Source organism: Vitiosangium sp. GDMCC 1.1324 (assembly GCF_003044305.1).
Lineage (GTDB): Bacteria > Myxococcota > Myxococcia > Myxococcales > Myxococcaceae > Archangium.
This window is the reverse complement of the sequence record NZ_PZOX01000011.1, coordinates 357447-378465: the sequence shown is the minus strand read 5'-3', so window position 1 is coordinate 378465 and position 21019 is coordinate 357447. Positions and strand designations below refer to the sequence as shown.

General features: G+C 66.6%; 18 protein-coding genes. 9 read left to right on the top strand and 9 right to left on the bottom strand.

Going from position 1 to position 21019, the window contains the following annotated elements; translation table 11 throughout:
• Window positions 1–60: 60 nt before the first annotated feature.
• The 3 genes from DAT35_RS30590 to DAT35_RS30580 are packed head-to-tail and all read right to left on the bottom strand — an operon-like array spanning window position 61 to window position 3205.
• Window positions 61–1791 carry a caspase family protein gene (locus tag DAT35_RS30590; RefSeq protein ID WP_108071532.1) on the bottom strand — a complete coding sequence of 577 codons (1731 nt, stop codon included), beginning with the start codon at window positions 1789–1791 and terminating at the stop codon, window positions 61–63.
• A gap of 19 nt (window positions 1792–1810) precedes the next feature.
• Entirely contained in the window at window positions 1811–2554 is a 744-nt protein-coding gene (locus DAT35_RS30585) for a zf-HC2 domain-containing protein (RefSeq protein ID WP_108071530.1), read from the bottom strand.
• 6 nt (window positions 2555–2560) lie between these two features.
• Window positions 2561–3205 carry an RNA polymerase sigma factor gene (locus DAT35_RS30580; protein WP_233261818.1) on the bottom strand — a complete coding sequence of 215 codons (645 nt, stop codon included), beginning with the start codon at window positions 3203–3205 and terminating at the stop codon, window positions 2561–2563.
• Between the two features lie 274 nt (window positions 3206–3479).
• Here DAT35_RS30580 and DAT35_RS30575 point away from each other — a divergent pair, with 274 nt between their 5' ends.
• Window positions 3480–3983, top strand: a complete 504-nt coding sequence (locus DAT35_RS30575) for a hypothetical protein (RefSeq protein ID WP_233261812.1) — start codon at window positions 3480–3482, stop codon at window positions 3981–3983.
• A 22-nt stretch (window positions 3984–4005) separates the two neighbouring features.
• On the opposite strand, the gene DAT35_RS61075 is transcribed toward DAT35_RS30575, so the two are convergent.
• Entirely contained in the window at window positions 4006–4299 is a 294-nt protein-coding gene (locus DAT35_RS61075) for a hypothetical protein (RefSeq protein WP_233261811.1), read from the bottom strand.
• The gene (locus tag DAT35_RS61070) at window positions 4296–4610 is read right to left on the bottom strand and encodes a von Willebrand factor type A domain-containing protein (RefSeq protein WP_233261810.1); all 315 of its coding nucleotides are present in this window, start codon (window positions 4608–4610) and stop codon (window positions 4296–4298) included. Before DAT35_RS61070 ends, DAT35_RS61075 begins: the two co-directional genes overlap by 4 nt.
• 152 nt (window positions 4611–4762) lie before the next feature.
• Here DAT35_RS61070 and DAT35_RS30565 point away from each other — a divergent pair, with 152 nt between their 5' ends.
• The 3 genes from DAT35_RS30565 to DAT35_RS59230 all read left to right on the top strand — a co-directional run bounded on the left by DAT35_RS30565 (window position 4763) and on the right by DAT35_RS59230 (window position 9228).
• A complete protein-coding gene (locus DAT35_RS30565; protein WP_108071526.1) occupies window positions 4763–5083 on the top strand; it encodes a hypothetical protein in 321 nt (106 codons plus the stop codon).
• Window positions 5084–5552: 469 nt separating this feature from the next.
• On the top strand, window positions 5553–8768 hold the full coding sequence (locus tag DAT35_RS30560) for a N,N-dimethylformamidase beta subunit family domain-containing protein (RefSeq protein WP_108071524.1): 3216 nt from the start codon (window positions 5553–5555) through the stop codon (window positions 8766–8768).
• A gap of 304 nt (window positions 8769–9072) precedes the next feature.
• Entirely contained in the window at window positions 9073–9228 is a 156-nt protein-coding gene (locus tag DAT35_RS59230) for a hypothetical protein (protein WP_158501957.1), read from the top strand.
• Here the strand turns inward: DAT35_RS59230 and DAT35_RS58345 are convergent.
• Window positions 9225–9419: a hypothetical protein gene (locus DAT35_RS58345; RefSeq protein WP_146209955.1), complete on the bottom strand. Its 195-nt coding sequence runs from the start codon at window positions 9417–9419 to the stop codon at window positions 9225–9227. The genes DAT35_RS59230 and DAT35_RS58345 overlap by 4 nt on opposite strands.
• A gap of 133 nt (window positions 9420–9552) precedes the next feature.
• Here DAT35_RS58345 and DAT35_RS30550 point away from each other — a divergent pair, with 133 nt between their 5' ends.
• The 4 genes from DAT35_RS30550 to DAT35_RS30535 all read left to right on the top strand — a co-directional run bounded on the left by DAT35_RS30550 (window position 9553) and on the right by DAT35_RS30535 (window position 13611).
• Window positions 9553–10434 carry an NAD(P)-dependent oxidoreductase gene (locus DAT35_RS30550; protein ID WP_108071520.1) on the top strand — a complete coding sequence of 294 codons (882 nt, stop codon included), beginning with the start codon at window positions 9553–9555 and terminating at the stop codon, window positions 10432–10434.
• Window positions 10435–10808: 374 nt separating this feature from the next.
• Complete coding sequence (locus DAT35_RS30545; RefSeq protein ID WP_108071518.1) at window positions 10809–11567, top strand: zinc-dependent metalloprotease; 759 nt, start codon at window positions 10809–10811, stop codon at window positions 11565–11567.
• A gap of 466 nt (window positions 11568–12033) precedes the next feature.
• Window positions 12034–12801, top strand: a complete 768-nt coding sequence (locus tag DAT35_RS30540) for a zinc-dependent metalloprotease (protein WP_108071516.1) — start codon at window positions 12034–12036, stop codon at window positions 12799–12801.
• 177 nt (window positions 12802–12978) lie between these two features.
• Entirely contained in the window at window positions 12979–13611 is a 633-nt protein-coding gene (locus tag DAT35_RS30535) for a serine protease (protein ID WP_233261809.1), read from the top strand.
• Between the two features lie 84 nt (window positions 13612–13695).
• Here the strand turns inward: DAT35_RS30535 and DAT35_RS30530 are convergent, their stop codons facing one another.
• Together DAT35_RS30530 and DAT35_RS30525 are read right to left on the bottom strand one after the other, a co-directional pair.
• A complete protein-coding gene (locus DAT35_RS30530; protein ID WP_108071512.1) occupies window positions 13696–16236 on the bottom strand; it encodes a polynucleotide kinase-phosphatase in 2541 nt (846 codons plus the stop codon).
• Entirely contained in the window at window positions 16233–17633 is a 1401-nt protein-coding gene (locus DAT35_RS30525; protein WP_108071510.1) for a 3' terminal RNA ribose 2'-O-methyltransferase Hen1, read from the bottom strand. The genes DAT35_RS30530 and DAT35_RS30525 overlap by 4 nt, the downstream gene beginning before the upstream one ends.
• Window positions 17634–17921: 288 nt before the next feature.
• On the opposite strand from DAT35_RS30525, the gene DAT35_RS30520 reads away from it, so the two are divergent.
• Window positions 17922–20243: a kelch repeat-containing protein gene (locus tag DAT35_RS30520; protein WP_233261808.1), complete on the top strand. Its 2322-nt coding sequence runs from the start codon at window positions 17922–17924 to the stop codon at window positions 20241–20243.
• Window positions 20244–20299: 56 nt separating this feature from the next.
• Here the strand turns inward: DAT35_RS30520 and DAT35_RS30515 are convergent, their stop codons facing one another.
• The gene (locus DAT35_RS30515) at window positions 20300–20962 is read right to left on the bottom strand and encodes an RNA 2'-phosphotransferase (RefSeq protein ID WP_108071506.1); all 663 of its coding nucleotides are present in this window, start codon (window positions 20960–20962) and stop codon (window positions 20300–20302) included.
• Between the last annotated feature and the right edge of the window lie 57 nt (window positions 20963–21019).

The window sequence follows — 21019 nt, the reverse complement described above, 5'->3', positions numbered from 1 at the left end:
GCGAGAACATGAGCTGTACACATCTTCGACTACGGAGCCGGGGAATCAGGCTGGCGAACTTTATTTTCCGACCGCGACAGCCAACGTCACGCCAGGGGCCAGGTTCCAGTGCCGTACCCCATCCCGCCTGGCCCAATCCGCCAGCACATGGGCCTGGGCCCGCCAGGTGATGCCCTGGAAGTCGAACCGGATGCCCGCGGCCGCGCGTCCCGCGAGCACGGCGAGGTCCGCCTGGTCACCCCATGGCGCTGTGATTCCCAGCATGGCCCACCCCGCGCCCACCTCGGCGGTGGCGCTCACGGACTCGGCCGACTCCAACCCCACCGTCGCAAGCACGGAGACGCGGTGCAGCGTCCCTCCATTGAGCCAGACCCCAGGCGCCACCCCGTAGGACACCTGGGCTCCATAGCGCCAGGGAAACGAGGAAGAGCGCCAGGCTCCCGTGACGCCTACGGCCAGTCCGTTGGCCCCCAGGGAGGGACGGCTCACGGTGGTGCCGAGCTCCCAGCGATGAGCCTCCCGGGGTGCCACTTCCCGGCTCGCCTGGACGGGGACGAGCGGCGCCTCCGCGGCGGGTGAAGGGAACTCCACCGGGACGATTCCGCTGGAGGTGGCGAAGCCTTCATAGAAGGCGCGGCCAAAGGGCACGCGAAACAACCCGTGGCGATAGTTCTCGGCCACGGGTCCACGCACCGAGAGCTCCAGGGGCTTCAGCGCGGGGAGTCCTCTTTCAAGCGCCTCCTGCGTGATGTGTGCTTCACCGTCTGGAGTCCGAATCCAGTAGCTCTCCCGCGGGGGCAACGCGAGCCGCAAGTGCTCGCCGGCGGCGCGGTGCACATCCAGCATCCGCGTCCCCACTTCATCCTCGATGGACAGCCGCAGCGCCGGGTGGGTGGGAGGAAGCTCCAGGACCGGACCCGAGCGTGTCTGGGAAGTGAGGGGGCGTCGTGGATCCTGAGCGGGTGGCAAGGTGTGGACGCTCAGTTTGGAGGGGAGGTTCTCGAGCCCCGCCATGGCGGCCGCGACAAAGGCTTGCAGCTCGCTGTATTCGATCTGCCCATCCCCGTTGATGTCCGCTCCACCGAGCAACGCCGAGCGGACCAGGTGGCTGAAGACGCCCGCGCGCCATTGCGACCACTCGTGCGTCTGACCCGTGTCACTCTCGGCGAAGGCCACTCCGACGTTGGGGCGACGAGCGAATTGCTCGCGATCGAGCAGGCCCTGGAGCTGACGGAGGACCTTCGGGTCCTCATCTCCCCGGCTCCCCACCACACCCGAGGCATGACAGGCGTCGACCAGCAGGTGGATGAAGTCCGCCTCCAGCGAATCAATGACCTCCGCGTACAGGGCGGTCTGGTCGAGCTCCCGATCGAGCAGCGTGAGGTAGGCACGGCCGTCTTCCCCTACGTCGCCGTGCCCCACGTACACCACCATCACATCCGTCGAGCGCCCAGCGGCGCGGTCCGCGCGATTGGCCTTGGCAATGAGCGAGACGGCAGCGCTCAACGCCGCGCTCGTCGGGGGTTGGGCGCGGCCGAGGAAGGGCGAGCGCCGCCGGGCCGTGTCGGCATCCGGAAGGGTCAGCAACCTCGTCTCGAAGCCGAGCCGGCTCAGCGCCTCCGCCCAGAGGAGGCCATCGTCATCCGCGTACCGAAGCGGAGGGCGCTGAGGATTTTCCGAGCCATTGTAGGCCACCACGAGCGCCCGGCGGACCGGCTCTCCCGCGGAGGCGGTGCCCGCTGCGGCCAGCACCATGAGCACCGTCGCGCCGAGCAATCCACGCCACGTCATGGCTCGGACCTATAGCACGCTACCGGGAGGACGAGACGGGGACCTGCTTCCGGAGTACCACCCCGTCCGGACTCGCACCACGCAAGCCAGCCCTGGCTTGTTCCGCGAGCGGGGCAAAGCTCGCCACCACCTCGACTCGAGCCCCGACAACGCTGTCGAGGGGTAGCGTGAGCTTCAGTGGGGCTTCGCGTCCTGGAGGCGCATCCACGGGGAAAGGGCCTCGTGTGAAGTCGAGACCTTCGCCCCGGACGGAGACCATGACCTGCATGGGACGGGCTTCGGCGCTCACCGCGAAGGCAAGCTGGCCATCCCGAGGGCAGGAGGATGCACCCCGGAGCTCGACGAGCTCGCCCGATGGCCGCGCACAGAAGACGCGGAGGACAGCCTGGGGCTGGCCGCTCCCGCGCGCTGTCCAGACCTCCTCCTGGGGCTGGAGGAACAGCGTCACCGCCACGGCTCCGGCGGCCAGTGTGCCCGCCAGCCCCAACCAGAGCCCTCGGCGTGGACCTGGCAGAGGCTCGGCGGAGGCCAGGGCCGCGGCGAGGTGGCTCTCTCTCAGGAGTGAGAGCTCGCTCGGCGCCAGGGCATCCCGATGATCATGCGCGAGCATCCGCTCCGCGTGCACGAGCCGCTCGTACCTTGCCTCGCATCGAGGGCACCGGTGGAGGTGGCGCAGGACGCGCGAGCGGACACGCGCCTCGAGCGTGCCGGCCAGCAGCTCGGGGATGTGGGCATCCGGGTGTCGGGAGAAAAGGGTCCACATCGGTGCTCACCTCGACGGAGAGGAGGCGCGTGGCGCCTCGGCGTCCAGCCACCCGCTTCCACGCAGGTGGCGCTCCAGGGAGTCACGCAGGTGGCGCTCGCACGTGCGCACCTCGTAACGTGTGAACGAAAGCCGCTCGGCGACGAGCTCCTGGGAGAGTCCCTCCATGAAGCGAAGCTGCGCCAGGGCCCGCTCGTTGGGCGACAACCTGTCCAGGAACTTCCTGACCACGGCCCGCAACTCGCTGTCGAGCGCATCCCGTTCAGGGGATGGAGCCTCGTCGGGGACCTGGAAGAGCTCGGGGGCTTCCTCCAGCGGGATGGCCTCCCGGGAAATCTTCCCCGCCGAGCGCAGCAGGTCGACCGCTGTCGAGTGCGCGATCCGCAAGAGATAGGGCAGGTAGGGGCGAAGGCCATCGTAGGCCAGCCGGGCTTCGGGGCGGAAAGCGCGGATGAACGTCTCCTGGTGCGCGGCCTCGACATCCAGTGGGCGCAGTCGCGCTCGCTGCGGACCACTCCCCAGGCGCACACCGACTCCACCCGCCAGGAAGCGCGCCACCTCGTCCGAGCACCTCAAATACACCTGGGTCAGGACGGTCTTCTCGCCCCTCCGGAATGCGTCCAGGATTGCTCGGTCCTGCAGCAGCGACATCCCCGTCAAGCCTTCTCTCCTACGCCTCTCCACCTCTCTACGGAGGCACCCTTCCATCCTGGCGAAATTTCGAAAAACCCCAAGCAGGACGCGCACTTACCCGTGGAGCCCTCCAACGACGCGCCGCAGCAGGCGGGTGCTCCAACACATACCGAAATACGGGAGTCATCCACGGGACATGGGGCGTGGACATCTTGGACCCTGACGCGTCAGGGAACCTGCAAGGCAGATGCAGGAAGGCAGGCCCACCCGGGACGCAAACAGGAGGAAGAACATGTCTCTCAAGATGATGCCGTTCATCCTGGTCCTGGCCATCCCGCTGCTGGCGGGCGCACAGGGCCCACATGGCCCCGGACGAGGCATGGGCAAGCCGCCCTCGTCTCTGGAGCTGCTACTGAAGAACCAGCAGGCGCTGGCCCTCACGGCCGAGCAGGTAGCACAGGTGGAAGCGCTGCAGGCGGCGCTGGAGCAGAAGGACGCACCGCTCGTGGAGAAGCTGGAGGCACTGAGGCCGCCGCACCCGCCGGGGCCGCCTCCCAGCGGCACGGAAAGGATGAACGGGCCGCCGCCCGACTCCGAGGCGATGCGCGAGCGGATGCAGCAGGTGCAGCCCATCGTCACCGAACTGCGAGCCAACGACGACGCGGCCTATCAGGAGGCGGAGAAGCTCCTGAGCGACACTCAGAAGGCGCGCGCCCGGGAGCTCATCACGCAAGAGCGCGAGGAGCACCAGCGCCGGCACGAAGCCATGCGCCAGCAGATGCAGAACCGCCAGTGACGCCGGTCTGGACGTGAGTGGTCTATTTGATGGCCGGGACCCGATCGAAATCCATGGTGCTCACCGGGGCGAGCTGCTCGAAGCGGTTCGTGCGCCGGTCGAGCGCCTGGGCCTGGCGGACGAGGGCTCCGAGCTCCTTCACGTCCTGCCGGTCGCGCAGGGGCTCGCCGATCTCCTCCCACAGCGCGTGGAACTGGGCCCAGGTGAGCGGGCGGACCCAGTAGGAGCCCCGCAACTTCTCGGCGAAGGCGGCCGCTACATAGGACAGGCGCGAGGGAGGAGCCGCGCGGCCGTAGTCGGGCCGCAGGATGCTCAAGGGCCGACGATGGTGAGGGTGATGCCCCTCGCGGCCTGTGCGCGCACCCGCTCAAAGATTCCGTCCGCGGAGGTGATGCCGTTGTTGGCGACGCCGTCCGAGCACAGGATGACGCGGTTGATACCGCCCTCGATCTGGTAACCGTAGTCGAAGCTGTTGACGAACTCCTCGACCCGAACGGCCTGCTCGTCGGGCAGTGCTCCCCGCTCCAGGTAGCCGCACGCCAGCGTGTAGGACGCGCTGTCCACGTCCACCGAGAAGGTGGAGAAGCGCTCCTCCTCGGTGTCGGTACTGCGGAGGACATACTTCATCGTTGGGGCTATCTCGCACATCGGGACGAGAGCCATCATCCCGATGCGACCTGCATGCCGCCGCATGCCAGGCTCCGCGCTTCATCATGGTTTCATCACAGGCACCCGACTGCCATCTCTCCGTGCCGCCGGAGGGAGAGAGGAGATACTCCATGTCTTTTCAGACCTGCCCCACGGACATCTTCGAGGCCTCCGCCGAACACATCTGGGAGCTGCTCACCACACCGCGCCTGTACGAGGAATGGGTGGACGCGAGATTGCTGAATGGGCCGGAGCGGCCGCTCGTGGCCGGAGATCGCCTGATTCTCGGTGCGGGTCCCGGGCACCGGCTGAAGGTGGTGTTCGACGTCCTCCGGCTCGTCCCCAAGGAGGAGGTCGTGCTCGACGTCCGGCTTCCGTTCGGCGTGGCGAACCACGAGGTGCTCCGAATCACCCCGCTCGGACCCCGGCGCTGCCGGGTGACCTACAACTGAGACTTCACGTTCCCTCCCGGGTGGAGGGGCAGACTGCTCGAGAAGCTCCTGGCGCGCGAACTGGTCGCGGGTCCCGCGGACTCGCTGGCACGGCTCAAACGCGCCGCCGAGCGGCGCATGATGGGCTCCTGAGCGCCGCTGGCGGTCAGGAGCGGGCGCCCGCGCCGATGCGTGTCCTCAACACGCATCGGCGTTACGGCACTACGCAACCTCCCAGCGCTGAGGCGTTCCAGCGCACCGTCGGTCTGCGTCTCAGGGACAGAATCCGCGGGCGCCGCGAGCCCAGTCCGTTCGTCGTGCTGGTACGCCGCTTGCTGATGCCCCGCTACACGCCTACCCAGGCCGAGACCGAGGTGAGTCGGACCGATACCCGTGAACGGCTACGGGTCGGCACGCGTGCTCCTGACCCAAGGTGCATGCTGTTGCTCTGTTTTCCGTTACTGCTTTCTTGTGGTAGGAGCACTGTCAAATGGCAAATGAATTGAATCGACGCGATGTGCTTCGCGGACTCGGTGGGCTCGCGCTCACGAGCGCGCTTGGATATGGAACGGAAGGTAAAGGCCAGACCGCCACCTCGGCATCGATCGCGGCCGTGGCCAATCGCACGGTAGCGATTCCGGGTGCTGTTGAAGCGTACGCGCAAAAGAGCGTCGCCGCTGGTGGCACGATCGATTTCAGGATTCACAGCACGGTTCCCTATCAACTCTCAATCGTGCGCCTCGGATGGGACACCGAGACGCCTTCGCGCGACTGGGTGGTGCAATCCCTGACGGATCAACTGGCGGAGCCTCGGACGATGACGATCCGCCCGGGCTCGTACATCCATGTCGAGAATGCGCTCGCGCCAACCGCGTCATTGAGTCAGCTCACGCTCGAGGCGTGGGTCCGTCCCTTCCGCCATGCATGGCAGGGCGTGATCTCTCAATATTCCTACCCGGACACGTGCGGATATGGGCTGTTCATCAGCGGCGACGGCTACCCGTACTACTACTTCGGGAACGGAGGGGCTCACAACGGTTCGTGGTTGAGAGCCGGGCCGGACGCGCTCGACGTGCAACAGTGGCATCACCTCGTCGCCGTTTTCGATGCGGGCACGGTGCGGCTCTACGTCAACGGCGTCGAGGTCGATAGCGCGAGCGGCTTTCCGGCGACCCTCTCTCCCGGAGTAGCGCCGCTTCGCCTCGGTGCTTACGGCGACAGCAGCGGTACAGCGAATTTCCTCGACGGCGATCTGGCGATGCCGGTCATCTACAGCCGCGCGCTCTCCGCCCAGGAGGTCTCGGCGCGCGCGAACGCGGGAAGGAGCGCTCCGCCCACGATTCCCATGGGTGGCCAGATGCTCGGTTGCTGGCCGCTCGACGAAGAGACCGGTGTGAGCGTCCGGGACGCGAGCGGCTACGTTCGGCCGGGGTTGATCGTCAACCGCGGCACCTGGATGATCGGTGGGCCCAGTTTCAACGCGGAGGCTGTGCCGCGTTTCGGGCCCTACAATCCCGACACGGATCCCACGCGCGGTCACGCGCTGCGGTTGTCGTCTTCGGATCTCTACGATTGCGCCTGGCCGATCAGCCATTCCTATACCATCCCGTCCGAGTGTCCGCCGGGTATCTACGTCGGCCGGATTTCCGACGAAGCGGGGACGCGTCTTTACGACGTCACCTTCGTCGTCCGCCGCGCGACGAACCGTGCTCCCGCCCCCGTCCTCGTCCTGTGCGCGACGAACACCTGGCACGCGTACAACCAGCCACTCGGGCTCTTCAGCTTCTACGCCGCCCACGCCGCGGGGCAGCCGACCTACTCTCAAGGTATCGACATGCCTTGGACGAGCGCGGATCCCTATCAACGGTGGTCCGCCCCGGAGTACGATTACAGCCATCTCGTGCGCGCTGAGCGCTTCACGCATGTATGGCTCGAGCAGAACGGCATCGATTACGACGTCATCAGCGATCAGGATCTGCACCTGAATCCAAGCGTGCTCGGGCAATACCGGACGTTGTTCATCCTTGGTCACAGCGAGTATTGGTCGGTGGGCGCGTACCAGGCCGTCGCGGATTATCTCGCGAGCGGCGGCAAGGTGATCATGGCCTCGGGCAACACGATGTTCTGGCGTGTCAGCTACGATGGCTCGGTGATCGAGTGCCGGAAGTACCCCACGGAGGTCGGTGGGTTCGGCAACGCGAAGTGGGGCGAACTCTATCACGAGCATGATCATCAGCGCGGCGGGCTGATGCGCGAGGCCGGACATCCCGGGTGGAAGGTGCTCGGGCTCGAGTGTGTGGGCTACGATGGACCGCACGTCCCGTACGCGGTGACGAACCCAACCCATACCTACTTCCAGAGCCCCGAGCAGCTCCCGGTGAGTGCGGGGACCCAGCTCGGTGGAGCGATCGCCGTCGGACACGAATGGGACGTACGTCTCCAACAGATCCCGGGAAGCAATACCCCCGCGATCCCTTCCGACTATACGCCGGTGGTGCTCGCCGAGGGACGCGGCAGTCAGGGCCGGTTCGACTATGAATGCAACTGGGTCGGCTCCTCGAACAACGTGATCAGCGAGATCATCGACTGGCAGAAGCCGAATGGTGGCCGCGTGTTCTCGGCCGGCTCGATTGCCGTGGGACAAGCGCTCCACGCCGACGACACGCTGGCAGCGCTGTTCCGTAACGTGCTCCATCACCAGGGCGTCGTCTTCCGGTTGAACGCGATGGCGATCGGTCAGGACGGACACTTCTACAACAAGAGCTTCGACGGGCAGAACTGGCTGCCGTCCTCGACCACGTGGGAGGACACCGGCAGCGGTTTCGGAAACCATCCGCCCACAGGGGTGCAGTGGGGCCCGAATCGTCTCGCGGCCATGGCGATCACCGCGACGGGGTCATTCTTTTATCGGTCTTTCACGGGAGCTGCCTGGAGCAGTTGGAGCAATTTCGGCTCGTCCTTCCAGGGGCGGCCGGCGGCGGTGGGTTGGGGACGGGACCGGCTCGACCTGTTCGCACGAGGAACCGACAACCACCTCTACCGGAAGGCCTGGGACGGAAGCGCATGGACGGGCTGGGTGGACCTCGGCGGTTCCGTCGCGAGCGATCCTTCCGCGATCGTCTGGGAGGGAATCCGTCTGAGCGTCGCGGTGCGCGGTACGGCGGGCAATATCCTCTACAGGTGGTTCGATGGTGCTTGGAATCCCACGGGTTGGATGGACATGGGCGGCAGCTTTGCGCATGCCCCCACACTGGTGACGTGGGGAGGAAAATACATCAACGTCTTCGCGGTCGGCACGGACGGGCACCTGTACTCCAAGCACTGGAACGGCTCCGAGTGGTTGCCGTCGGCGACGGGGTGGCAGGATCTCGGCGGTGCGCTCGCCGGTCCCGTGCACGTCGCTGTCTGGGGGCGTGACAAATTCACCCTCTTCGCGCTCGGTCAAGACGGACGCATGAAGTCGAAGTGGTGGGACGGTGCGTCATGGGGCCCTTCGCTCACGGATTGGCTCGATCTCGGTGGTCCCTTCACCGGCGAGCCCGCGGTCGTGTCGTATCGAGGCCACTCCATCAGCGTCATGGCCGTGGACCTCAACGGCCGCCTCCAGCATAAACAGTGGGACGGCTACCAATGGTCTGGATGGCAGGACATGGGGGGCAACCTCCGCGGCAGCCCGGCCATCTTCCGCTGGGTTGCCTCCTCGTGAGCCGTCCCACCGAAACTGGTCGTCATTGCCGGGAGGGTGATTCTCCCGGTACTCCGACACGGCGCCCTGCTGCTTGAGCGGGGCCACCACCCGAGGCGGTCGCTCGACGAAGCGACTGCCCTCGGGGCCATACCGCCCCCGCGACTGTTGTCGGGCTGCGCTACGCGCGAATTTTCCGGCGCTGCCATCCCCGCGCGGTCGTCTCGCCGCCCGGGGCCTTCACTTGTTGACACAGAACGCTCGCACGCGGTGTGCTGGAACTCCAGCCTCCGGTGGCTGGCAATCAATCCCTGGGAGTCCCTCCATGACGAAGAAGAACCTGTTGGTGGTGGCCGTGTTCCTCGCTGGCCTGCTGGGTGGTGGCACGGCGGCGGTGGCATCTTCCCGGTCCGACAAGGCGCCCTGCGCGGTGGACATGTGCTGGGACATGTACGGGCACTGCGTCGCCTGTCCGGATTAGTGCTCCTCCGCGAGGAGCGGATGACTGCGCCACGTGTCGCGCCAACGTGAGTGCGCGATGAGGTGCTGGGAGCCCGAGACGTCGGGCTCCTTCTCCACCCGCCGAGAACCCTGCGAGCCCGCGATGGCTTGAACGGCGGACCTGTCCACGGGCATGATGACGACCATCTCGCGCGGAAGAGCGCGTCCCATGACAGCCCGACGAATGTGAGCATCTGCAGCCGTTGTATTCGTGTTCATCACGAATCCGGTGCGGAACTCATGCACTTCGTGCTCTGCTCCAAGGCTCACACACCGAAAAGCCAGCAACCAAGGGAGATCGAACATGGCCCCCAGGCATCCCACGAAAATAGCGGTGATCGGCAGTGGCCTCATGGGAAGCGCACTGGCGCGCGCCTTCGCAGCGGCGGGTCATGACGTTGCGGTCTGGAATAGGACCCCAAGCAAAGCAAGAGCCGTGGGCGGTGGCACCATCGCGTTTGAGAATCTGCTCGAGGCCGTATCGGGACGGGCGCTGGTCGTCGTCTCCTTGTCCAACTACGCCGCCTGCTTTGAACTGTTCTCTTCGGAGGGCGTCGCCCCGGCACTTGCCGGAACGACGCTCGTTCAGCTCACCAGCGGCTCACCCGCGGACGCTCGCTCGGGGCTGGAGTGGGCGAGGGCGAACGGCGTGGACTACCTGGACGCCGCGATACTCGCCTACCCGAGTTTTGTAGCCACCGATTACGCCACGGTCTTCTACGCCGGGTCGCGCTCCGTCTTCGACCGGCACCTCGAAACCCTCCAGGCGATCGCCAAGAATTCGATCTACGTCGACGAAAAGATCGGGTCCGCCGCGACGATCGACTGCGCGATTCTCGAGGCCTACTACGGGAGCTCTCTGGCATTCCTCCACGCCGCGGCGATGTGCAAGGCGGAAGGTCTTGATCCGAAAACCTTCTTCGCCCACAAGAACTCCTTCCTCGGTTTGGTTTCCGTCACCGCCGACGCCGCGCAGGGAATGATCGAAAGCAACAACTTTTCTGGCGACCAGTGCAGTCTCAATACCCACGTCGCGGCAATCGAGCACATCGTCCGGCTGAGCAAGGACGCCCGCATCAGCGCGCGCTTTCCGAAAGAGTTGCTCGACAACTACAAGCGGGCCGTCAGCGCGGGCCTGGGCAGCCAGGAATTGCCAGCTGTGTTCCGTACCCTCACGGAGGATTGACGCCTGGGTCTCGAACCCGGCCTGCTCTCCACTGGAAGGCCCGTGGTGTGGGGCCCCCTGACACCCAGGGCGTGGGCCCGCTGTCCGATTGGTGAGCACACCGTCCGAGACTCGGACGGTCCTGATGTCATGCACGCAACCCTTTGAGCCAACGGACGATTCACCCGGAAACGTCAGGACTCTTTACAAGAAGTCCAAGGAGAGCAGGTACATCCGTGCTCCATGGCTAATCCTGTATTGCCAACTAAGTTCTTGTTTTCTGGGACTTCCAGGTGTTGGCCCGAGGGTTGCTCATGGGAAGGGGCGCGCGGTCGCGGCGGGAAATTCCCGGCGGCCTCGTCCAACCCCTGTAGTCCCCCACAAAGGAAGCCCCCATGCGCAAGCTTTCCATGGCGTTGCTGGCTGGTGTTGCCCTCGTTGGCTGCGGTGTCGACCCCCAGGCCGAGAACCAGGAGATCGTCAACAACCTGGTCGAGGCCGGCTATCCGGCCGACGACATCAAGGTCGTCGATGACCTCGTGTACGTGGGCAACGACGCTCACGTGACCCTCGAGGCCTCCCGCGAGATGATCCAGGGCCACACGGGCCACGAGCAGTACAGCACTACCAATCTCGTCGGCACCGGCGTGACGAAGATCTGCCTCAACCCCACCGCCACGTTCAACAGCTACAGCCAGCTGAGCGCGGGTCTCGATCTGGCCATCCAGAACTACAACCAGCTGGGCCTGCGCATCACCTTCCAGCGCGGGGGCACCGGCTGCACCGCGAACATCACCGTGCAGACCACGAGCGGCACCGGCGGCTCCTCGGGCTTCCCCTCGGGCGGCAAGCCCTACGGCACCGCCAACATCGGCACCGGCCTGCAGAGCTACAGCGTTGACGTGAACGAGCACGTCATCACCCACGAGATCGGCCACACCATCGGCTTCCGTCACTCGGACTACTACAACCGCGCCATCAGCTGCGGCGGCACCGCCACCAACGAGGGCACCGCGGGCGTGGGCGCCAACCTCATCCCCGGCACCCCGAGCACGGCCACGGTGGGCGGCTCCATCATGAACTCCTGCTTCCGCTCCACCGAGACCGGTGAGTGGACCAGCTCCGACATCACCGCGCTGAACTACCTCTACTGAGAGCTGGCGCTTGAGCCCCCGGTTCCATGAATCCGTGGGGCTCGATTCTCGCGGGCACCGTACTCCCGGGCATTGCGGCCTGTGGAACCGCGGTGCCCGCGGGCTCCTCCGGTTCGCTGGAATCCGAAGACGCCGGAGGTGGGCAGCACCTCGGCACCCGCTTCATCAGCGGCAGTGTGGCTCCCCTGACACCCGGGGTGCGGGCCCGCTGTCCGATTCATGGGCACACCGTCCGAAACCCAGACGCTCCAGGTGTCATGCGCCAACCCCTCGAGCCAACAGGTGATTCACCCGAAAACGTCAGGACTCTTTACAAGAAGTCCCAGGAGGCGGGAACATCCGTGCTCCATGAGTAATCGGGCATTGCCAACTAAGTTCTTGTTTTCTGATACTCCTGAGTGCTGGCCCATGGGTTGCTCATAGGCGGCAGCGTCCAACCCTTGTGGTCCCTCGAAAAGGAGCCCCCATGCGTAAGCTGTCCATGGCGTTGCTGGCCGGTGTTGCCCTCGTTGGCTGCGGTGTCGATCCGCAGGCCGAGAACCAGGAGATCATCTCCAACCTGCTCGAGGCCGGGTTCCCAGCCGACGACATCATGGTCCACGAGGATGCCGTGTACGTGGGACGCGACGCTCACGTGACCCTCGAGGCGTCCCGCGAGATGCTCCAGACCGGCAAGCAGACCGCGGAGCAGTACCGGACGACCAACCTCGTCGACACCAGCAGCGTGAAGAAGATCTGCGTGGTTCCCACCGCCACGTTCAACACCTACAGCCAGCTCAGCGCGGGCCTCGACCTGGCCATCGACAACTACAACAGCCTGAATCTCGCCTTCACCCTGGTGCGGGGCTCGGCCTCCGACTGCGACGCGACCATCAGCGCGAAGACCACGACCGGCGCCGGCGGCTCCTCTGGCTTCCCCAAGGGCGGCAAGCCCTACGGCACCATCAACATCGGCACCGGGCTGCAGAGCTACAGCACGGACGTGAACGAGCACGTCATCACCCACGAGATTGGCCACACGATAGGCTTCCGCCACTCGGACTACTACGATCGGTCCATCAGCTGCGGCGGCACCGCCACCAATGAGGGAGCCTCCAACGTGGGCGCCATCCTCATCCCCGGGACGCCGAGCACGGCCAAGGTGGGCGGGTCGATCATGAACTCCTGCTTCCGATCGTCCGAGACCGGCGAGTGGAGCACCTCCGACAAGACGGCGCTGGACTACCTCTACTGAGAGATGAAGAGACAGCCCCCTGGACCATTCATGACTCCGTGGGGCCCGCTCCTCGCGGGCACCCTCCTCCTGGGCGTTGCGGCCTGTGGACCCAAGGAGCCCGCGACTCCCCAGGTCGATCCCCCGGTCTGCGGGAATCCGACGGGAGCAGGGGTTCCTGCGCGGCAGAGGCCGGAGGTGAGCGGCCTCTCGCAGTGCGGCCCGACCGAGGATTTCACCCCCATCAACAGCTATCAGGGCGAGTTCGCGGACGTCGTCCAGGACACGGAAGACGCAGTCGTCCTGATCGACGGACGCTGCACCGGAACGCTGATTGAAGCGAGCGCGGGACCGGTGGTGTTGACGGCGGGCCACTGTGTCGGGCTTGGGGACCGATCGCTGCTGGTCTTCAACTTCGAGGACGCGCCCGACGGCGACCCACTGGTGACCGAGGGCGTTGTCATCGAGCAAGCGCTCGAGCCCGACTATGCGCTCATCCAGCTCGACGTGCTTCCCGAGGTCACTCCGGTCTTGCTGACGACCCGGGCCAGTGAGCGGTTGGCAATCATCCAGCATCCCCGGGGCCGGCACAAAGTCATCGCCGAAGGCGGGTACCTGGATTCATGTAACCAGCTCGTCTACTACACGGACCTGGACACGCTGGTCGGGAGCTCCGGCGCGGGTGTGCTCAACCGTCAAGGCCACCTGCTGGGCGTCCACACTGACGGTGATTGCGACAAGAACGGCCACGGAAACAACAGGGGCTGGACCGCGGCAGCGATTGTCGAAGCGTCCCCGTACCTGCAGAGCGCCGACATCGCCGACCGCTAGCTCCAGGTTCTCATTCGTGAACGACGCGACCTTCTTCCGCGGCGCGCCGTTCGTTCCCTGAGATGCGTCCCCGGCTGGCACCTCTTAGAGCCGTGGGTCCACCGGCTCGCTTTCTAGCGCGAGGACCGCGAAGACACACTCGTGGACCTTCCGGAGCGGCTCCTTCCGGACGAAGCGTTCGAGCGCCTCCACTCCGAGGGCCAGCTCGCGCAGGGCCAGGGAGCGCTTCATCGAAAGTCCTCGCTGCCGCAGGCGCTCGAGGTTCTCCGGGACGGAGTACTCCGGCCCGTAGATGATGCGCAGGTAGTCCGGTCCCCGGCATTTGATGGATGGCTGGAGCAACCCCTTGCGCCCACGCGCCGTGAAGGCCAGGGGCTTCACCACCATGCCCTCCCCTCCTCGGGACGTGAGCTCCTCCCACCAGCGGCAGCCCGCCTCGACCGCCCGCTCGTCACCGAGCTCGACGACACGGTAGCTCGTCGCGAGAAGGAGCCGCTCGTCCGCCCGGCACACCTTCGCGAGCGTCTCCATGTGCCACACGTGGTCCTTGTCCACATGGACCGCGCCCTCCGTCGCGAGGAGGTGGAACGGAGCGAGCCGCAGGTCCTCCAGCGAGCGCACCGGCCAGCAGTAGCGCCGGTAGGCGTCGACGTAACGGCCGACTCCCTCCGCCCTTGCACGAAGCTTCCGCTCGAGCCCGGAGACCTCCAGGCCCGCTCCGGCGGCCTGACCGACCACGGCGATTGCCTCGGACAGGGACGCGCGAGCCGCCGTGCCGACCGCCGCGTACTGCTCCCGGAGCAGTTCCTGGGCCTTGAGCGACCACGGCATGAGCTCGCAATCGAGGCACGCCCAGTCCGTCTGGTGCTCCTCCCAGAAGCCCGACTTGTCGAGCGCTCCCCGGAGGCGCTCCAGGAACGCGGCCTCGAGCGCCTCGTCGGAGAAGAAGCGTCGTCCGGTGCGGGTGTAGCAGACCCCACTCTCGTTCCCGGTGACGCCGAACCTCCGCTGGGCCACCTGTGCGTCGCGGCACACCACGACGACGGCCCGCGAGCCCATGTGCTTCTCCTCGCAGACGACCTTCTCCACGCCGTCCTTGCGGTAGTAGGCGAAGGCCTCCGCTGGGTGCTCCAGCAACCCCGGGGCCTGGCTCGTCTCCGAGGGAGACATGGTGGGCGGCAGGTAGATGAGCCACTTGGGGTTGGTGGCGAACCGGCTCATCGCCTCCAGCGCCGCCGTCGCGTTCTCCTCGCGGATGGTGATGTGGTGGTGCAGGCGCGTGGTCACGATGCGCTTGCCCAGCACGTCCTCGATGTCGAGGAGGTCATCCTGCTGTTGCTGCGCCGTGAGCTCGGGCCCCGCCGGTGCCGCGATGAGCGGCCTGGTGGGCTCGCAGTAGACGCGTGCGGCGGGAACCGACACCAGCTCCTTCTCCGGATAGCGCAGCGCCGTCAGCTTGCCGCCGTACACGCACCCGGTGTCCACGCAGAGGGTGTTGTTCAACCACTCGGCCTCGGGCACGGACGTGTGGCCGTAGACCACCATGGCCTTCCCCCGGTACTCCGCCGCCCAGTTGTGCCGCACCGGCAGCCCGTACTCGTCCGTCTCGCCCGTGGTCTCACCGTACAGGGTGAAGTCGCGCACCTTCCCCGAGCCACGGCCCTGCATGGACTCCTTGAGGCCCGCGTGGGCGACGACCAGCCGTCCCTCATCCAGTACGTAGTGCGAGACGAGGCCGTCGATGAAATCGGCCACCTCGCGGCGGAACTCGGGTGTCTCGCGTTCGAGTTGTTCGAGCGACTGCGCGAGCCCGTGCGAGACCTTCACGTCTCGCCCCCGGAGCTTCCGCATCAGCTTGATTTCATGGTTCCCCGGGACGCACAGCGCCGTGCCGGCCCTCACCATTCCCATCACCAACCGCAGGACCCCAGGGATGTCTGGACCGCGATCCACGAGGTCCCCCAGGAAGACGGCCTTGCGACCCTCGGGCGGCCGGACCGCGTCGTGCGACACCGTGTAACCCAGGCGGGTGAGCAGCCGCACCAGCTCGTCCAGGCAGCCATGTATGTCTCCGATGATGTCGAAGGGCCCGTGGTCCTGCTTGCGGTTGTTCCACAGGGGCTGCCGCTCGATCCGCACGGACTCCAGCTGCTCGGGCTTCAGGATGTGGAGGTGCCGGAAACCCTCGCGTTCCATCCCGCGCAACGACCGGTGCAGCTGTTGGAGTTGACCGCGAACCACATGGGGACCGAAGTCCCGGCCGGGACGTTGGCGGTTGCGGTCGTGACACATCTTCTCGGGGACATCGAGCACGATGGCCACCGGGAGCACGTGGTACTCCCGAGCGAGCTCCACCAATGGCTTGCGCGCCTCCGGCTGCACGTTCGTCGCGTCGATGACCGTCAACCGGCCTCGCGCCAGACGTTTGGCCGCGATGTAGCGGAGGACCTCGAAGGCGTCCCTGGTGGCGTCCTGATCGTTCTCGTTGTCCGAGACGAGCCCCCGGCACGTGTCGGAGGAGAGGATCTCCGTCGGCGCGAAGTGCTGGCGCGCGAAGGTGGACTTGCCGGAGCCCGAGGGGCCCACGAGCAGGACGAGCGAGAGCTCGGGAATGGAGATCTTCATCGCGAGAACACCGCCATCTGGGTTGGCGCGCCAACCGCTGCATCCACCACACCCACCGGGGCGAAGCGCACCCCGTAACCGAACCGCCCGGCCACGCCACGCCCCCAGGACTCGAACTCCGCCCGGGTCCACTCGAACCGGTGGTCCTTGTGGCGGAACCGTCCCGCTGGCAACCCCTCGAAACGCACGTTGAACTCGGCATTGGGCGTGGTGAGCACCACCATCCCAGGCCGTGCCCACTCGAAGAGGACTCGCTCGAAGGCGGCCAGCCGCGGCGAGTCGAGGTGCTCGATGACCTCGACGACCGTGGCCGCGTCGAAGCCTGCCAGGCGCTTGTCCCGGTACATGAGCGAGCCATGCAGGAGCTTGATGCGCTGCCTCTGAAGGTCCGGGAGTCGCTCCAGGTCCAGGCGATCCTTCGCCAGCTCGAGCGAGCGGATGGACACGTCCATGCCGATGAGCTCGGTGAACTGCCGCTCCTTCAAGAGAGCCTTGAGGAGCTTCCCTTCCCCACAGCCCATGTCCACCACCCGTGTCACCCCACCCTGCTTCAGGGCCGCGACGACCGCCTCCCGGCGCTGCTCGTCGAGGCTGATGCGCTGCTCCAGCACCGCCTCCTCTTCGTTCCGGGTGGCCTCGCGCTCCTCCGAAGCCTCGGTCTCCTCGGACACCAGACGGGCCAGGGCCTCCCGAGCCAGGCTCCGCTGGTGGCGGAGATAGCGCCGGGTGATGGCGTCCCGTTCCGGATGTGCCGCCAACCACCCCTCGCCGTGGCGGAGGAGCTTGTCGACCTCGTCCTCCGTCACCCAGTAGTGCTTGTCATCGTCGAGAACCGGGATGAGCACGTACAGATGGCCGAGCAGCTCACTCAACCGCTTCTGGCCCTCGAGGACGACGGTGAAGTACCGGCTGTCCCCCCACTCGGGGACCGTCTCATCCAGGGAGTGACGCGCGGTGCTGACCGTGTAGCCAAGGGGCTCGAAGAGCCGCCGCAGGAACCCCTCGCCTCCGCGACAGGGGAGGACGGAGAGGCGCGCGGTGAGTGGAAGCGGCTGCTCGGCGAGCGCGGGGCGCTCCCTGCTCCGGCCCGACAAGGCCGCGCCGAGGACCCGCGCGATGGCCACGCTCATGAAGGAGGAGGCGACGTAGGGGCGGTCGTTGACGTACTGCTCCAGGGCGCGCCCCTCACCGGAGGGACCCCGCCGGTCACGCACCAGGGCGACCGGGTCCACCTCCAACAGGAGTGCCACCGTGCACCGCTCGTGGGTGGCTTCCGGATAGAATACGTGCGCCGAGCCGAAGGGCAGCTCGAACACATGCGGACGGAACGGACTCTTGTGGAGGAGATACCCCAGGTCCGTTGCGGGAGGGAGTGTAGAGGAGATGGTCAGAAGCATGCTTCTCCGGGTTGCCGCCAGCGACGTGCCCGAGCAGCGACCCTGACACACCATCTCGTACAGTGCGACAGGGTCTTCACTGAGAGAGCGTCTGCTGCCAGATGGAACGCGAAGCCCCGGCCAGGATGCGAGACGGGCCTGTCTTCCAACCCACTGACCGCGCGGAAGCGCCCAATAAGAGACTGCGTATGCGCCATTCGGGGCAATGGCCAGAACCTCCCGCTTGCTTCATGACTGCGCATGCAAGTCACACATGGGGGGCCGATGAAAAAGACTTTCGCTCAATGGATGTCAGTCATCGCCGTGGTGCTGCTGGTGGGCTGCAATGATTCTTCTTCCGAGACGGGCTCGGCCCGATTCGCCGTCTCCATGCGTCAGGCACTCGCGTCCAGCGTCTCTCGTGTCTCCGTCACCTCCAGCGCCGCGGACATCCCTTCCGTGACCATGGACCTCGCGCTCTCCAACGGTGTGTGGGGCGGCATCATCGGCAACATCCCCGCGGGCCCCCACCGCTCCTTCCTCGCTCGGGCCTTCGACGCGTCCGGCACGCTGCTCTTCGAGGGCTCCGCCTCCGACGTCACCCTCTCCTCCCATCAGACAACCCTCGTCGCCATCACCCTCCAGCAACTCAACCCCCCGCCCCCCTTCGAGAACGAGGCCCCGCTCATCGACTCCCTGATCGCGTCCTCCACCTTCGTGGCCCCGGGCGGCTCGCTCTCCCTGGTGGCCTCGGCGCATGATGTCAACCCGAGCGACACCCTCGCCTACGCCTGGAGCGCCACCGCGGGCTCCTTCTCCTCGACCTCCGCGACCTCCACCTCGTGGACGGCGCCCGTCTCCACCGGCTCTCAAACCCTCACCCTCACCGTGACGGACTCGCGCGGCCTGTCCTCCAGCATCTCCCTGGCCGTCAACGTCCTCCTGGACGGAGGCGAGGGCGAGGCGCGGCTGTCCATCTCCTTCAACAGCTCCCCCGTGGTGGCCTCGCTCGGTGCCTCTCCCACGCAACTGACCGTCGGGCAGACGACCTCGGTCTCCGTCTCCGCGTCCGACCCGGATGGGGACAGACTCTCCTACGCATGGAGCTCCACCTGCACCGGCACCTGGAGCAACGCCGCCTCCCGTTCCACTCGGTTCACACCCACGCGCCTGCCCGCTGGCGCTTGCAACAACTGCCGCCTGATCGTCTCTGTTTCTGACGGGCGAGGAGGACAGACCACGGGCACCGTCGCCCTGTGCGTCAGCAACACGCCTCCGCCCCGGTACTTCAATCCCGTCATCGTCCGCACCTACCGCTCCTCGGACACGGCCACCCCGCGCCAGGTGCTCACCTTCGAAGTGGTTGCCAGCGACCCGCAGGGCGCTGACCTCATGATCTTCTGGGAGGCCAATACAGGCGCGCTGGACAGGTGGCGCGATGACGACTCCCGCAGCCGTGCCACCTGGACAGCCCCCTCCTGTGTCAGCGCTGGCACCTCCCCCTCCATCACCGTCACTGTCAGGAATACCTTCAATCTCACGGCGACCCGGAGCTTCGCGGTGACGGGGCTGCCGGTCTGTGTCCCCTTGGGGAGTTGGGCCCAGACGAGCCCCATGACCCAGACCCGCCACGCTCACACGGCGACGTTGCTGCCCAACGGCAAGGTCCTCGCCAGCGGGGGATTGGTCGATGAAGATATCTGGGAGCCTGGTGCTGATCTTTCCTATAAATCAGCGGAGGTGTACGACCCGGCCACGGGCACCTGGAGCCCTACCGGCGCCATGTCTGAAGGGCGTGCCCGCTACACGGCGACGCTGCTGCTCAACGGCAAGGTCCTCGTCGCGGGGGGAATCGGCACCAACCCGACGACCGGAAACGGCATGCCCCTCGCGACCGCGGAGGTGTATGACCCGGCCACGGGCACCTGGAGCCCTACCGGCTCCATGGCCTCACCTCGCGACTTCCACACGGCGGCGCTGCTGCCCAACGGCAAGGTCCTCGTCATGGGCGGCAGTAGCGCCCCCGTCGCGGAGCTGTATGACCCGGTCACGAGTACCTGGAGTCCCACCGGTTCCATGGCCACACCTCGCCACAACCACGCGGCGACGCCGCTGCCCGACGGCAGGGTCCTCGTCGTGGGAGGATGGAGCGAATCCGCCCATCTCACCACGGCGGAGGTGTATGACCCGGCCACGGGCACCTGGAGCCCTACCGGCTCCATGGCTTCACCTCGCGACAACCACACGGCGACGCTGCTGTCCAACGGCAAGGTCCTCGTCGCGGGGGGCGGTGGCATCCTCGCCGCGGAGCTCTATGACCCGGCCACGGGCACCTGGAGCCCCACTGGCTCCATGGACGCACCTCGCACCTACCACACGGCGACGCTGCTGTCCGACGGTAAGGTCCTCGTCGCGGGGGGACAAGGCGGCATCGACGGTTCCCAGTCGACGGCGGAGGTGTACGACCCGGCCTCGGGTACGTGGAGCGCACCCAACTTCATGGCCTCGCCTCGCGAAAGCCACACGGCGACGCTGCTGCCCAACGGCAAGGTCCTCGTCGCGGGGGGACGCATCGTCGATGGAGGCGATCAGCTCGCGAAGGCGGAGTTGTACACGCCTGGCCCCCCGTGACGCATAGGGTCAATGACAAGCACGCGGTGAGGCCGGCGCACGATGCTCGGGAGTCATCACCGCCTGAGCAGCCCGCTTGCGGGGTCGGCATCCATCCCCAACCGTCTTTTCAGCTCCGCGAGCGCGGAGCTTCCCGGGCCATTGCACGCGAGCACGTCCACGATGGTGGCGGCGGGGATGGCGCGCGCGAGCAACACCCCGTTGGGTGAGCAGAAGATGCGCAGCCCCGAGGCCCGAAGGCGCGCGGGGGAGATGACCAGCAGCACATCCACACCGGCGCGCTTGCCCACCTTCGAGTCCACCGCGGCGGCCAGATGGACATGGGTACGCGCCGCGGAATGGATGCCCTCCCCGGAGAGGATGGCGCGCGCGGCGACCACGGACGTGCCGTGGTAGAGGGGTGCATCTCCGGGCACCTCGTCCCAGCTGCGCTCCAGCCCGTCGAGCGTCACGGGGGTGCCTTCCAGGGAGTGGCCCTGCACGGCGCGCACCTGCTTGCCCCGCACCTCGAAGCGCGACTTGTTGTTCTCCGCGACCACCTCGTCGAGCTCCGCGCGAGACAGCCCCGTCATCCGCAGCACCTCGCCGATGTGGGCAAAGCCCGCGGAGTCCATGGCAAGGCCCGCCTCCCGGGCGCCATGGCGCAACAACCATGAGAGCTTCTTCGATTTCCTGGCGAGTGCCTGGAGTTCCTTCTCCGGGCGGCGTGAGCTGGCCATGACCGTTCTTCCTTTCTTCCGAGGAGGAACACTAGCCGACCCCGTCCCCGCTCACGA